The following is a 14,326-nucleotide window of genomic DNA, read 5'->3' on the forward strand; positions in this document are numbered from 1 at the left end:
AAAAATACCCGTTATGTTATGAAAACGTAACGGGCATATTATATGTGTTATAATTTTTGACTAATTTACTGATTTGTCGGCTCTTCTGCTTTGTGAATCTCAACTGATAATTCTTGTGAATCATCTTTTAAATCCATCATGATTTCATCACCAGAATGTATTTTTGAAGTGATGATTTCTTCAGCTAACAAATCTTCAACATATTTTTGAATTGCTCTTTTTAAAGGACGCGCTCCAAATTGTTTGTCGAAACCTTTTTCAGCGATAAATGCTTTTGCTTTATCAGTTAAGCTCAGTTTATAGCCTAACTCTGCAATGCGAGAGTAAAGTTTTTTCAATTCGATTTCGATAATCAAATCAATATCAGCTTTTTCTAATGCATTAAACACAATTACATCATCAATTCTGTTTAAGAATTCAGGAGCAAAAGTTTTCTTCAAAGCGTTCTCAATAATGCTTTTTGAGTTTTCGTCAGCTTGAGCTGTTCTTGCTGCAGTTCCGAATCCAACACCTTGTCCAAAATCTTTCAACTGACGAGCACCAACGTTAGAAGTCATGATAATGATAGTATTTTTAAAGTCAATTTTACGACCTAAACTATCTGTCAAATATCCATCATCTAATACTTGAAGCATCATATTGAATACATCTGGATGCGCTTTTTCGATCTCATCTAAAAGAACTACACAATATGGTTTTCTACGAACTTTTTCTGTCAATTGACCACCTTCTTCGTATCCAACGTATCCCGGAGGCGCTCCAACTAAACGAGAAATTGCAAATTTCTCCATGTATTCGCTCATGTCGATACGAACTAAAGCATCTTCAGAATCAAATAATTCTTTAGCTAAAACTTTAGCCAATTGTGTTTTACCAACACCAGTCTGACCTAAGAATATAAATGAACCAATTGGTTTGTTGGGATCTTTAAGTCCAGCTCTGTTACGTTGTATAGAACGTGCAATTTTAAGAACAGCTTCGTTTTGACCAATTACTTTATTCTGAATCAATTCAGGTAATTGAGCTAATTTGTTGCTTTCTGTTTGTGCAATTCTATTAACAGGAATTCCAGTCATCATAGAAACAACATCGGCTACATTATCTTCTGTAACTTCAATTCTGTTGTTTTTAGAATCTTCTTCCCATTGTTCTTGTGCTATTACAAGATCTTTTTCGATACGTTTTTCATCATCGCGAAGTTTGGCTGCTTCTTCATATTTTTGTTTTTTAACAACCATATTTTTCATTTCGCGAACTTCTTCTAACTGACGTTCTAGATCCAAAATTTGTTTCGGAACATCAATGTTGGTAATATGCACGCGTGAACCAGCTTCATCCATTGCATCAATCGCCTTGTCTGGTAGGAAACGCTCAGACATATATCTGTTCGTTAATTTAACGCAGGCTTCAATAGCTTCTGGAGTATAAGTCACATTGTGGTGATCTTCGTATTTGTCTTTTACATTGTTCAAGATTGCGATTGTTTCTTCAACAGAAGTTGGTTCTACAATTACTTTCTGGAAACGTCTTTCTAAAGCACCGTCTTTCTCAATATATTGTCTGTACTCATCAAGAGTAGTAGCTCCAATACATTGGATTTCTCCACGTGCTAAAGCAGGTTTGAACATGTTTGAAGCGTCAAGCGAACCTGTTGCTCCACCAGCTCCTACAATAGTGTGGATTTCGTCAATAAAAAGAATAATATCGTCGTTTTTCTCAAGCTCGTTCATTACAGCTTTCATTCTTTCTTCAAATTGTCCTCTGTATTTTGTTCCTGCAACTAAACTAGCAAGATCAAGAGTTACAACACGTTTGTTGAAAAGAATACGAGATACTTTCTTTTGGATTATACGTAAAGCAAGTCCTTCTGCAATAGCAGATTTACCAACTCCAGGCTCTCCAATAAGAAGCGGGTTGTTCTTTTTTCTACGGCTTAAAATTTGGGATACACGCTCAATTTCTTTTTCGCGTCCTACAACAGGGTCTAGTTTTCCTTCTTCGGCCATTTCTGTTAAATCTCTCCCAAAATTATCTAAAACTGGAGTCTTAGATTTTTTGTTTGACTTATTGGCTGGATTATTAAAACTACTTTCCTTTAGACTGTCATCTTGTCCTGAATCATCATTGTATGATTCGTTTCTTGGCAAGTTTTCTAAGAATTCTTCTTCGTTTGGAGTCATATTTAAATACTGTTCTTTAGCTACGTCATAATCTATTTTTAGTTTATTCAATAGCTTGGTTGTTGGATCGTTTTCGTTTCTCAAGATACATAACAGCAGATGGGCCGTACTAATTGATGAACTTTGAAATACCTTCGCTTCGAGAAAAGTGGTCTTCAGGGCTCTTTCGGCCTGTCGGGTAAGATGAAGGTTTTTCTTTTCTGCATTTACTTCAACGCTCAGGTTAGCAGGGCTAAGTACTTCTACTTTTCTGCGTAAATGATCTAAATCGACTGCTAGATTATTAAGTATATGAATAGCTTTTCCGTTACCATCTCTTAAAATACCTAGCATAAGATGTTCTGTACCAATAAAGTCGTGGCCCAAACGAAGAGCCTCTTCCTTACTGTACGTAATTACATCTTTTACTCTTGGTGAAAAATTATCATCCATAATATATAATTGGTATTGTAAATTTAGTGAATTACAGTTTTAAAAACAAAAACCATACCTTCAAGAACTACTGTCAGCTAATAGACGAAAAAAAAGACAATAAAAGAGTTAAAAAACGCTTAATTTATTAACTAAAAGCGAAAATAAAGTTGTTAATAAATCATTTAAATAAGTGTAAGGAAATAGCTGAAAAAATTTTTAAAAAACGTATCTTGGCACGCTTTGAAAACTAATATAATTATTTAATATAACAACTTATGTCTGAAGGAGAAAAGTTAATTCCTATTAACATAGAGGATGAAATGAAGTCAGCTTACATCGATTATTCGATGTCAGTAATTGTATCGAGAGCACTTCCTGATGTTAGAGATGGCTTGAAACCCGTGCACCGAAGAGTTCTTTACGGAATGTATGATTTAGGTGTAACATCAAGATCTGCCCACAAAAAGTCTGCGAGAATTGTAGGGGAGGTTCTAGGTAAGTATCACCCACACGGTGACACCTCTGTTTATGATGCAATGGTACGTATGGCGCAAGAATGGAGTATGCGTTATTTATTAGTTGACGGACAAGGTAACTTTGGTTCTGTCGATGGAGACAGTCCAGCGGCAATGCGTTATACTGAGGCCAGAATGCGTAAAATCTCTGAAGAGATTATGGCCGATATCGAAAAAGAAACAGTTGATTTCCAATTGAACTTTGATGATACTATTTACGAACCTAAAGTAATGCCGACAAGAGTTCCTACTTTATTAGTAAACGGAGCAACAGGTATTGCAGTTGGTATGGCGACAAACATGCCGCCACACAATTTAACTGAGGTTATCAATGGTACGTTAGCATACCTTGATAATAACGATATTGAAGTAGATGAGTTAATGACTCATATTAAAGCACCTGATTTTCCTACGGGAGGTATTATCTACGGATATGAAGGTGTTCGTGAAGCTTTTAAAACAGGTAGAGGACGTATTGTAATGCGTGCGAAAGTTGGTTTTGAAGAAGTTGACGGAAGAGAATGTATTATCGTTACTGAGATTCCATATCAAGTTAACAAAGCAGAAATGATCAAGCGTACTGCTGATTTAGTTAACGAGAAAAAAATTGAAGGTATTGCCAATATCCGTGACGAGTCGGATAGAAATGGTATGCGTATCGTTTACATCTTAAAACGTGACGCTACTCCAAACGTAGTTTTAAATACTTTATATAAATATACTTCACTGCAATCTTCTTTTAGTGTAAATAATATTGCGCTAGTAAAAGGCCGTCCTCAAATGCTGAATCTAAAAGACATGATTCATTATTTTATTGAGCACCGTCATGAGGTAGTAGTAAGAAGAACGCAGTTTGAATTACGCAAAGCAGAAGAAAGAGCTCATATTTTAGAAGGGTTAATTATTGCTTCTGACAATATTGATGAAGTAATTGCGTTAATTAGAGGATCTAAAAACACAGACGAAGCTAGGGAAAAATTAATCGAAAGATTTAAATTATCTGATATTCAAGCTCGTGCAATTGTTGAGATGCGTTTACGTCAATTAACAGGACTGGAGCAAGATAAATTAAGAGCTGAGTATGATGAATTAATGAAGTTAATTGAGCATTTGAAAGCTTTATTGGCAGATGTTAATTTAAGAACTAATGTGATTAAGGAAGAATTAGTTGAAATTCGCGATAAATATGGCGATGAGCGTCGTTCTCAAATCGAATATTCTGGTGGAGATGTAAGTATTGAAGATTTAATTGCAGATGAAAATGTAGTAATTACAATTTCGCATGCAGGATATATCAAACGTACAAATCTTACCGAATACAAAACACAAAATAGAGGTGGAGTTGGACAGAAGAGTGCAGGAACAAGAGATCAGGATTTCTTAGAGCACATGTTCGTGGCGACAAACCACCAATACATGATGTTCTTTACCCAAAAAGGAAAATGTTTCTGGATGCGTGTTTATGAAATTCCAGAAGGAAGCAAAACTGCAAAAGGTAGAGCAATTCAGAACTTGGTAAATATTGAAAGTGATGATAAAGTAAAAGCTTTCATTTGTACGCAAGACTTAAAAGACAAAGATTATATCAATACGCATAATCTTGTGATGGTAACGAAAAAAGGTCAGGTTAAGAAAACTTCTTTAGAGAAATATTCTAAACCAAGAGCTAATGGAGTTGCTGCTATTACAATTAAAGAAGGTGATGAGTTAATTGGAGCTCAATTAACAAATGGAGAAAGCCAAATTATTTTAGCAGTTAAATCTGGTAAATTAGTTCGTTTTGAAGAAACTAAAACACGTCCGATGGGAAGAACAGCTTCTGGAGTTCGTGGAATTACCTTAAAAGACGAAACGGATGAAGTAATCGGAATGGTTACTGTGGATAAAAATGATATTTCTGAATCTCAGATCTTAGTTGTAACTGAAAACGGGTATGGTAAACGTACTAAATTGGTTGATGAAGATGGAGAAGATGTTTACAGAATTACAAACCGTGGAGGTAAAGGAGTTAAAACTCTTAATATCACAGATAAAACAGGTAAATTGATATCAATTAATGCTGTTACAGATGCAGATGATTTAATGATTATTAATAAATCTGGATTGACTATCAGAATGGCAATTGAAGATTTACGTGTTATGGGACGTGCAACTCAAGGTGTTAGATTGATTAATCTTAAAGGAAAAGATTCTATCGCTGCTGTAACAACTGTAATGAAAGATGATGCAGAAGAAGTAGAGTTGGATGAAGACGGTAATGTAATTGAGTCTGCTATTGAAAGAATTAAACCAGACATGGAGGTTCTTGAAGATGATGGAACTGCAGAAGAAGATGATGACTCTGACGATGAAGCAACAGAAGATGAAGACGATGCAGATGCAGAAGACGAGGAATCTGAAGAATAGTTAAAACAAAAATTAAATACAAACAAATATCATTATGAAAAGTAAATATGTAATACTTGCATCAGCATTACTGATCTCAGTAGCTACGTTTGCTCAAAAAGATCAAATTAAAGACGCTGAAAAAGCATTAAAAAGTGGTGATGCTCAAGGAGCAATTACAATACTGAAAGATGCTGAAAACTTAGTTGTAAATGCTAAAGATACTGAGCAGGCACAATTTTATTTCGTTCAAGGAAATGCTTTTCTTGACCTTGCAAATAAAAAAGTTGAAGAGGGTAAAAACTTATTAGCAGCTGCAAACAGTTACAAAAAATTAATTGAAGTAGAAAAAGCTTCTGGAAAACAAAAATATTCTACACAAGCTGCTACATCAATTACTAACATTAAAGGTTTATTAATTAATTCTGCAATTGCTGATACGCAAGCAAATAAACATGCTGATGGTGCAAAAAAATTGTACGAAGCATATGAATTAGATAAAAAAGATACGATCAACTTGTACTATGCAGCTTCTACAGCTGTGAATTCACAAGATTTTGATGTTGCTTTGCCAATGTATGAAGAGTTGAAAAAATTAAACTTTTCTGGAAAAGGAACTTTGTACTTAGCTGTAAACAAAGCTAACGGGAATGAAGATAACTTTGCTAATGCTAAAGAAAGAGATTTAGCTATTAAATTAGGAACTCACGAAAAACCTAAAACTGAAGCTATTCCTTCAAAAAGAGGTGAAGTCTACAAAAACTTAGCATTAATCTTAGTTCAAAAAGGACGTACAGAAGATGCTAAAAAAGCAATCGCTGATGCTAGAAAAGCAAATCCAGATGATAGTTCTTTAATCTTAACTGAGGCTAATTTATACCTTGAGACTAAAGACTTCGATATGTACAAAAAATTAGTTGGTGAGGCTTTACAGAAAGATCCAAACAATGCTGATTTAGTGTTCAATTTAGGAGTAATTAGCGCTGGAGCTAAGAATAATGCTGACGCAGAGAAATATTACTTAAAAGCGATTGAAATCAATCCTGATTATACAAATGCTTACTTAAATCTTGCTGCTTTAAAATTAGAAGCTGAAAAACCAATCATTGATGAAATGAATAAATTAGGTACTTCTGCAAAAGATATGAAACGTTACGATGTTTTAAAAGCACAAAGAGAAAGTGTTTTCAAAGGTGTGATTCCTTACCTTAAAAAAGCTAATGAGTTAGATCCTAAAAATGATGATGTTGCTAAAACATTGTTAGGAGTTTACAAAGCTTTAGAGATGACTGCTGAAGCAAAAGCACTAAAAGCTACAATGAACTAATTATTTAGTACATAAAAATAAAAAAAAACCATCTGCCCCGCGGATGGTTTTTTTATGCATCAATCTGAAACTTAAAGTAATGTTGCAGATAAAGTAATAGTCGTATTTAATAATTTAGAAATCGGACAGATTTCTTTCGCTTTAGCAGCTGTTTTTTCAAATTCTTCAGCAGAAATTGAAGGAACTTTTCCTTTTAAATCTAAATGAATTAAAGTGATTGTTCCATCTTCAAAAGTTACTGTAGCTTCTGTCGTTAAATCATCTGCTGTAAAACCACCTTCGTTAAGCAAAAAGCTTAATTGCATTGTAAAACAGCCAGAATGTGCTGCAGCAACTAATTCTTCTGGATTTGTTCCGACTCCATCTGCAAATCTTGTTTTAAAAGATAGTTGTGCGTTATCTAAAGTTGTGCTTTGTGTGCTGATTGTTCCTGTACCTTCCATACCGGTTCCTTTCCAGTTAGCGTGTGCTTTTCTTGTAAATTTCATCTTTTAGTTATTAAAATTAATAATTTGGATTGTTATTGGGGTGATTATCAAATTGTAGTAATCTATCAAATATACCGAAAATTTTGCATTCCTGCTTTATCAATTTGTTAGCTGAAAGTAAATTCGTAAAAAAAAATCCAAATTCCAATTGCGTTTATTCAATTGGAATTTGGAATTTATCCCGAAGCTTCGGGATTGGAATTTTTATGTTTATTCCTGACCTAAGTTTCTTAATTGCTTCAATTTATCTTTCCACACATCAAGGCTTTCTTTGTGAATCGCAATATTTTTACGAACTTCTGTAACTATTGAATTCTCTTTTTTAGCATTTTTAGTGTTGGCAAAGAACTGAATGTTGTTTTCTAACTGGAAAATTTCATTTTGAACTTCCTCAATTTTACGCATAATAAAGATTTTTTCATTGTCTAATTTGCGCGTGTCATGGCTGTCAGTTAAAGAATCAATGCGGTTTGCAAAACGCATCATTTCAGATTCTTTTTTGCTTAAGCTTAATTTTTCAAAAAGAGCATCTAATATTTTATTGAATTTCCCTTCAATGTGTCTTCTTGAAAAAGGAACTTTTCCAAAGCCTTTCCAAGTTTCAATATGAGCTTTTATGGCATCTAAATCTGTTTTGTGATCTCCAGTAAGTTGGAAAGCTCTCAAAGTGTCCAAATAAACTTTTTTGTTGTCAAAAGCGACAACTTCTTCGCTATTTTCTTCAGATTTGTGCTCTTTTAATTTATCAAAATAATGGTTGCAGGCATCCTTAAATTCTTTCCAGATTTTATCTGAATATTTCTTAGGAACATGACCAATTTGTTTCCATTCTTCCTGGATCTGTTTCATTATAGGAGTTGTAGCCGAGAAATCAGTACTTTCCTGTAATTCTTTTGCTTTTGCAACAAGAGCCATTTTTTTATTTAGATTATCGTTTTGGTCTTTTTTGATATCCTTATAAAACGAATTTTTAAAAGCGTTGAAATTTCTAACCGCAGTTTTAAATGCTGCCCATGTTTCTTCATTTACTTCAGACGGGACTTTCCCTGCTGCGAAAAACTCATTTCTTAAATCTTCTACCTTTTGAATCTGAACGAGCCACTGCGAATGAGAATTTACTTTTTCGCTTCCAAGCACGTCGATTTTAGCAATAATCTCTTTTTTAATTTCAAGATTTTTTTGCTCATTTGCTCTTTGACTTTCAAATAAAAGTTCTCTCTTGTCGTGTATTTTTTTAGTTAGTTCACTAAATTGATTCCAGATGGCATCGCGATGTTCTTTAGAAACTGGTCCGATTTCTTCTTTCCAGATTCGGTGTAAATCCTGTAATTCACGAAAAGATTTGCTTACATCAGCATCGTTTGTCAATTCTTCAACGCGCGCTATAATTTTTTGTTTTAATTCTAAATTGTGTTTAAAATCTAAATCTCTAGCTTCACGGTCTAAATGAAGATAATCGTAGAAGTTTTCTACATGAAAATGATAATTATTCCAAACGTGATTGTATTTGTCTTTCGGAATTGCTCCAGCGTTTTTCCATCTTTCTCTCAATTCATTAAAATGCTTAAGAGTGTCTTTGATGTTTTCTTGCGGATTAATCAATTCCTTTAATTCTTCGACAATAGCCAGCCGAGTATCTAAATTGGTTTTTAGATTGGTCTGTAAATGTTTAAAATGATCATTTCTTTTCTCTCTAAAAACGTTATAGTATTCGTCAAATTTTGATTTTAAAGGAAGATGATATTCAAATTCTTCATTCGGGTCTGGATTAGAAGCTAAAAATTCTTCTTTTTTCTCCTCTATAAGATGATGATATTGTAGTAAAAAAGCCTTTTTGATTTCTTCAATATGATCTTTTACAGACATTACTTTGTCTATATTAGCCAATTTTTTAAGTTCATCTACAAGAGCATCAAGAGAAAACGTATTGTAATCTTGCATAGGAATGTCGTGGCGTTCCTTTAAAGTTTCGTCTTCGCTTTCAGCAGCATTTGAATTTGTAATGACATCTAATGCCTCTTGATGAGCACTTTCTTGATTTTCGAATTCATTTTCAGTTTCTGAGACTAATTCTTCAGTCAAAGTTTCAGAATCTGATACTTCAATTGCATCATTTGTTACAGAATCATTTATCTCGATTCCAGATTTTCCGTCTGCTTCCTGCAGGTTATCATTCTTTTCTTCTAACATCTTTAAAATGTATAAGGTTTCTATTCTAAACAGAGCGAAAGATAGTAAAGGTGTTCCTAAATACAAAATAAATCGCTTGTTTATACGGTATTTCACGATAAAATTCCTATTCTTTCAGAAAGTTTTCTAGTATGTTGAATATATTTTTGCTGAATTGTTGAAGTATATATAAATTCGAAATCAGTATTGTATTTGAAAAAGACTCTCAATAATCTACTTTTTTGAGGCTTATATTGCTATTCTTTTAAATTAAAAAAGAATAAGCACTCCAACTTCCATACCCCAATTATAAGTTCTATTGGGACCAAAACCAGCGCTAGGATGTATGTAAACAAGATTTGATGGAGTTATTTTTCGTCCGAATTCGACAAAAGCATTATTTTGAAAGCCTTCCAAAACAGCGTTATAACGAAAAGCAACGTCTCCAGAAACCCAGTTTTTTCCAAAAAAATGCATTAAAAGATTTTCAATGAGAAAGATACTAATGTCAGAACGATCGCTGTTTCCAGCAAAACTCTGCTGATATTCTGCTGTTGTTAAGGATAAAAACTTTTTTTTATTGAAATATCTTCCGTAAACCATAGCAGGCATGACAACCCATTTTCCTGTTCCGAAATTGGGATCTGCGGCTGTGTTAGAATAAACGCGGGTTCTTAGTGCAATACCATTATTGTTTCTTAGATAAGGAATAAAACTTATTCCGCCCCCAACATCGCCAATGGCTGTTTTGTTGGTAGAATCCGTGTTGGTTGAAACTAGCGGAAGATCAAAACGTAAATTCCATGCTTTATTTCCAATTGGCACCAAAAAACGAACTTGCGTAGTGTTAAACGAGCCTTTGTCAGTATCTAGATATTCATTATAAAACAAAATTGTCTTTAGAAAATAATGGTATCTAGGCTCAGATAACGGACTCTGTATAGTGTCTGTATTTTGAGCTGAAAGTAGATTGTTAAATAAAAAAAATAAAATGCTAAGTAATTGTATTTTTTCCATAACCACCTGTTATTTAGTGGATTAAAAATACAAAAAATACGTTAACATTTTATTTTTTGATATTTATTTTATTTGTTCCAGATTTTCCAAGCTTTCTCAGCCTGAAAAATAAGCATATCGTGTCCGTTTTTTATCACAGCTCCCATTTCTTTTGCTTTTCGTAAGAAAGTAGTTTCTGCCGGATTGTAGATTAGGTCATAAGCAATATGTTTTTCTGTAAAAAACTCGTACGGCAAATTTGGACAAGCTTCAATATTCGGACTTGTTCCAACTGGTGTACAGTTAATTATAATTTGAAAATTGTCAAAAGTAGTGGCATTGATCAAATCATAATCAATGATATTTTCTTTTGCTTCTCTAGAAACAAAAGTGTACGGAATATTCAATTCATCCAAGGCAAAAGCAACACCTTTAGAAGCTCCGCCTGTTCCTAGAATAAGAGCTTTTTTGTGATGTGGCTCTAATAAAGGCTTAAGCGACTTTTTGAATCCGTAATAATCGGTATTGTAGCCTTTTAATTTACCGCTTTTAGTAAATTTAATAGTATTGACAGCGCCAATTAAAGTTGCTTTTCGTGATATTTTATCTAAGAAAGGAATAACTTGTTCTTTGTACGGAATTGTAACATTTAAACCCTTTAAATCAGGATTGTTTTTAATTAATTCTATGAAGTAATTAATCTCAGAAATGTCAAAATTCTCGTAGCTGTTGCCAGCAAAAACTTCATTATTAAATTTTTCTGTAAAATAACCTTTTGAAAAAGAGTAGCTTATGTTGCGTCCTAATAATCCAAAACGTCTTCTTAATAAAATATCAACCATTCTTATTTACGATGTTTTTCTATGTAATTTTTCACTGTTTTTTTTGCCCAAACAACAGGGAATAAATCTTCAATTAAAATATAATTATCAAAGTTTAAACGTAAACCATTGCTTAAGTGAAACTTAGCTTTTGTGTTGTCTTGAATCATGAAATACAATCCAGCCAAACGATATTCAATTTCATTTTCTTCAGGGAAATATTCTGAAGCTTGCAATAAAGTTTGAACTGCCGTTTCAAATTCTCCTAAAAATTGAAGAATATCAACCCAATATAACCAAGTGTCTAATGCATAATCTCCAAACTCAACTGCTTTTCTAAAACCAAATTCGGCTTCTTCAAAGAAATTCATTTGTTTGTTGATAGTCGCATATCTTTTCCAATACAAACGATTTTGATTGTCGATTGCTAAAGCTTTATTCACAAAAAATAATGCTTTTTGATAGTTTTTTTGGCGAAGGTGAAAATCTGTAATAGCAATCCAACCTTTGTCTAAAAGCGGATCTTCATGTACAGTTTGGTTATAATATTGAATTGCTTTCGCTAAATTTCCAAGTTTTTCATAACATTTTCCAATTCGAAGAAGAGCGTACGAAGTCGCATCGTCCAATTCGATTGTTCTGTTATAACTTTCAATTGCTTCAGTGTATTTTTTCAGACGCTCGTAAGCTTTTGCTTTTTCCATAAAAGCGCCCAAAAATTCATCATCAATCAGTGTTGCATAATCAAATGCACGTATTGCTGCTTCGTATTCTTTTACGCCATAATGAAGACGTCCAAGTTGATGCCAAGCAATTTCACTATAAGGATTTCTGTTGATGTATTCGTTTAAATAAACAATAGCTTCTTGATTTTGGTCTAAAAACTCAAAACAATATACTACATTGTACAGAGCAGATTGATCTTCTAAATCTTCTTCAAGGCATTTGATGAAATTCTCTTTTGCGAGTTCGAGATTATCCATAAAAAGATATTCCATTCCGATCAAATTGTATACATCAGCATAATCGTCAGTGTATTGAAGCGCGATTTTTAACAGTTCCACTGCTTTTTCGTGCTGGTCTCTTTTTGAGCAGATATTGGCTTTCTGGATATAAATTTCCTCGTTGTTAGGTTCAATTGCGTACAACTCATTCAAAAGCTTTTCAGCGATGTCGAGTTTGTCATCATAAACCAGCATTTCTACTTGTACTAATTTTAAGCCTGTAGATTTTGGATGCTGATCTAATGCAAGTTTTAAGGCTTTTTTTGCTAAATTAGCCTTACCTATATCTAAATAATGAAGAATTATTTCTTCGAATTCCTCAGAATCAAAAAAGAGTACTTTGTTAGTTTTTAACATCGACTCAAATTTGGATAGGGATAGGTTATAATCTTCTTCTTCGTTGCTTAATTGCATACTTCGTATAATTTGAAATTAGCCTGTTATAAATTTAGGCAACCATATAATTGTTGTAAGGATAAGAAATTAATTGTTTTGAACAATTTAATTAACAATATATGGCTTTTTTTACTCTATTTTGGGAAGAAATCTCCTTTGTTATTGGAGGATTAGCTTCGTATTGTCGTTTTTTAATTAGTTTTGGAAGACTTTGTCGAAATAGAAATTGACTGATATTTCTGTCGTTTTATTAAAATAACGCTCAAACAATTTATTATTTTAGTTGTTGTTCTTTTTGATTATTTCGTCCATAACATCTAAAATAATTGCGCATCCTTCTCTAATTTCGTCTTCAGAAATGGTTAAAGGCGGTGTAATTCGTATTGCGCATCCTTCAAATAAAAGCCAGAATAAAATAAGTCCTCTGTCTTGACAGCTTAAAATGACTTCGTTTGTAATATCTGCTGATTCTGTCATTGCAGCAAGCATTAATCCTTTTCCTCTAACTTCTTTAATCAAAGGATGTACCAAAAGTGATCTAAACAGTTTTTCCTTCTCAAGTGTTTCTGCCATTAAATTTGTTTCAGTTAATTCTTGCAAAGTTGCTAAGCAAGCTGACGCAATGACAGGATGACCTCCAAAAGTCGTAATATGTCCTAATTTTGGATTTTCTGTTAAAAGATCCATTTTTTCTGCAGAAGCAGTAAATGCGCCAACTGGCATACCGCCACCCATTCCTTTACCCATAACAACGATATCTGGAACAACATCATAATTTTGAAAACCAAAAAGTTTTCCTGTTCTTCCAAAACCTGGCTGGATTTCATCAACAATCATCAAGGCTCCAACCTCATCGCAACGTTTACGAACTTTCTCAAGGAAATTGTTTTCTGGCTGAATAAAACCTGCTCCACCTTGAATTGTTTCTAAAAGAATTGCTGCAGTTCGAGTAGTTATTTTTTGTAAATCTTCTTCGTTGTTGAAAGTAATAAAATCAACATCTGGAAGCAAAGGTCTGAAAGCTTGTTTGCGCTCCTCAAAGCCCATAACACTCATAGAACCCATTGTGTTTCCGTGGTAAGCATTGTGGCAAGAAATAAGCTGACTGCGCCCTGTAACTCGTTTCGCAAGCTTTAAAGAGCCTTCGATAGCTTCTGTACCCGAATTTACCAGATAAGTTTTGTTTAAAGATTCTGGAAGGAGAGAAGCCATTAATTTGCAATATTGAACAGCTGGGCTTTGCGAATATTCTCCGTAAACCATTACATGCGAATATTTATCCAACTGGTCTTTTATCGCCTGATTTACTCTTGGATGCTGATGTCCCAAAGTACAAGCCGAAACTCCGGCAACAAAATCTAAATATTTTTTATCGTTTGTGTCGTATATGTAAGAACCAATGGCATGTGAAACTTCCATTCCCAATGGGTAAGGAGAAGTCTGTGCTTGGTATTTTATAAAATCTGGATTCATTTCTTTTTAAGGTTCAAAGTAGCAAAGGTACTGAGGTTTTAAAGCCTTTAACTTTATGATTAAGTTAACTTTTATGGTTCAAAGTTGCAAAGGCTCTAAGATTTCTAAGTTTTCGCAAATTAATTCAGAGAATTTAATATTCTCCAAAGACTGTAAAC

At 33.5% G+C, this 14,326-nt stretch carries 9 protein-coding genes; 2 read left to right on the forward strand and 7 right to left on the reverse strand.

Features of this window, described 5'->3' with window-relative positions:
• Nucleotides 1-65 precede the first annotated feature (65 nt).
• Nucleotides 66-2,612 (reverse strand): ATP-dependent Clp protease ATP-binding subunit, encoded by a 2,547-nt coding sequence (locus QLQ96_RS13140; protein WP_482491081.1) that lies wholly within the window; start codon nt 2,610-2,612, stop codon nt 66-68.
• A 257-nt stretch (nt 2,613-2,869) separates the two neighbouring features.
• On the opposite strand from QLQ96_RS13140, the gene gyrA reads away from it, so the two are divergent.
• Together gyrA and QLQ96_RS13150 are read left to right on the forward strand one after the other, a co-directional pair.
• The gene (gene gyrA, locus QLQ96_RS13145; protein ID WP_482491082.1) at nt 2,870-5,515 is read left to right on the forward strand and encodes a DNA gyrase subunit A; all 2,646 of its coding nucleotides are present in this window, start codon (nt 2,870-2,872) and stop codon (nt 5,513-5,515) included.
• Between the two features lie 34 nt (nt 5,516-5,549).
• Entirely contained in the window at nt 5,550-6,821 is a 1,272-nt protein-coding gene (locus QLQ96_RS13150; RefSeq protein ID WP_482491083.1) for a tetratricopeptide repeat protein, read from the forward strand.
• A gap of 71 nt (nt 6,822-6,892) precedes the next feature.
• Here QLQ96_RS13150 and QLQ96_RS13155 read toward each other — a convergent pair whose 3' ends face one another.
• From QLQ96_RS13155 to QLQ96_RS13180, 6 genes are all read right to left on the reverse strand, one after another.
• Entirely contained in the window at nt 6,893-7,309 is a 417-nt protein-coding gene (locus QLQ96_RS13155) for an OsmC family protein (RefSeq protein WP_184164718.1), read from the reverse strand.
• 210 nt (nt 7,310-7,519) lie between these two features.
• A complete protein-coding gene (locus QLQ96_RS13160; protein WP_482491084.1) occupies nt 7,520-9,499 on the reverse strand; it encodes a DUF349 domain-containing protein in 1,980 nt (659 codons plus the stop codon).
• 249 nt (nt 9,500-9,748) lie between these two features.
• Nucleotides 9,749-10,495, reverse strand: coding sequence for a lipid A phosphoethanolamine transferase (locus tag QLQ96_RS13165; RefSeq protein WP_482491085.1), 747 nt, complete (start codon nt 10,493-10,495; stop codon nt 9,749-9,751).
• A gap of 68 nt (nt 10,496-10,563) precedes the next feature.
• On the reverse strand, nt 10,564-11,316 hold the full coding sequence (locus tag QLQ96_RS13170; RefSeq protein ID WP_482491086.1) for a shikimate dehydrogenase family protein: 753 nt from the start codon (nt 11,314-11,316) through the stop codon (nt 10,564-10,566).
• A gap of 2 nt (nt 11,317-11,318) precedes the next feature.
• A complete protein-coding gene (locus QLQ96_RS13175) occupies nt 11,319-12,713 on the reverse strand; it encodes a tetratricopeptide repeat protein (protein WP_482491087.1) in 1,395 nt (464 codons plus the stop codon).
• Between the two features lie 261 nt (nt 12,714-12,974).
• Nucleotides 12,975-14,168: an aspartate aminotransferase family protein gene (locus tag QLQ96_RS13180; RefSeq protein ID WP_482491088.1), complete on the reverse strand. Its 1,194-nt coding sequence runs from the start codon at nt 14,166-14,168 to the stop codon at nt 12,975-12,977.
• Nucleotides 14,169-14,326: the final 158 nt, after the last annotated feature.

It is taken from the genome of Flavobacterium sp. B167r, from assembly GCF_056824315.1.

Excerpts from the sequence above, each read along its gene's own strand:
- QLQ96_RS13140 (WP_482491081.1), bottom strand. The coding sequence starts at position 2,612 with ATGGATGATAATTTTTCACCAAGAGTAAAAGATGTAATTACGTACAGT.
- gyrA (WP_482491082.1), top strand. The coding sequence starts at position 2,870 with ATGTCTGAAGGAGAAAAGTTAATTCCTATTAACATAGAGGATGAAATG.
- QLQ96_RS13150 (WP_482491083.1), top strand. The coding sequence starts at position 5,550 with ATGAAAAGTAAATATGTAATACTTGCATCAGCATTACTGATCTCAGTA.
- QLQ96_RS13155 (WP_184164718.1), bottom strand. The coding sequence starts at position 7,309 with ATGAAATTTACAAGAAAAGCACACGCTAACTGGAAAGGAACCGGTATG.
- QLQ96_RS13160 (WP_482491084.1), bottom strand. The coding sequence starts at position 9,499 with ATGTTAGAAGAAAAGAATGATAACCTGCAGGAAGCAGACGGAAAATCT.
- QLQ96_RS13165 (WP_482491085.1), bottom strand. The coding sequence starts at position 10,495 with ATGGAAAAAATACAATTACTTAGCATTTTATTTTTTTTATTTAACAAT.
- QLQ96_RS13170 (WP_482491086.1), bottom strand. The coding sequence starts at position 11,316 with ATGGTTGATATTTTATTAAGAAGACGTTTTGGATTATTAGGACGCAAC.
- QLQ96_RS13175 (WP_482491087.1), bottom strand. The coding sequence starts at position 12,713 with ATGCAATTAAGCAACGAAGAAGAAGATTATAACCTATCCCTATCCAAA.
- QLQ96_RS13180 (WP_482491088.1), bottom strand. The coding sequence starts at position 14,168 with ATGAATCCAGATTTTATAAAATACCAAGCACAGACTTCTCCTTACCCA.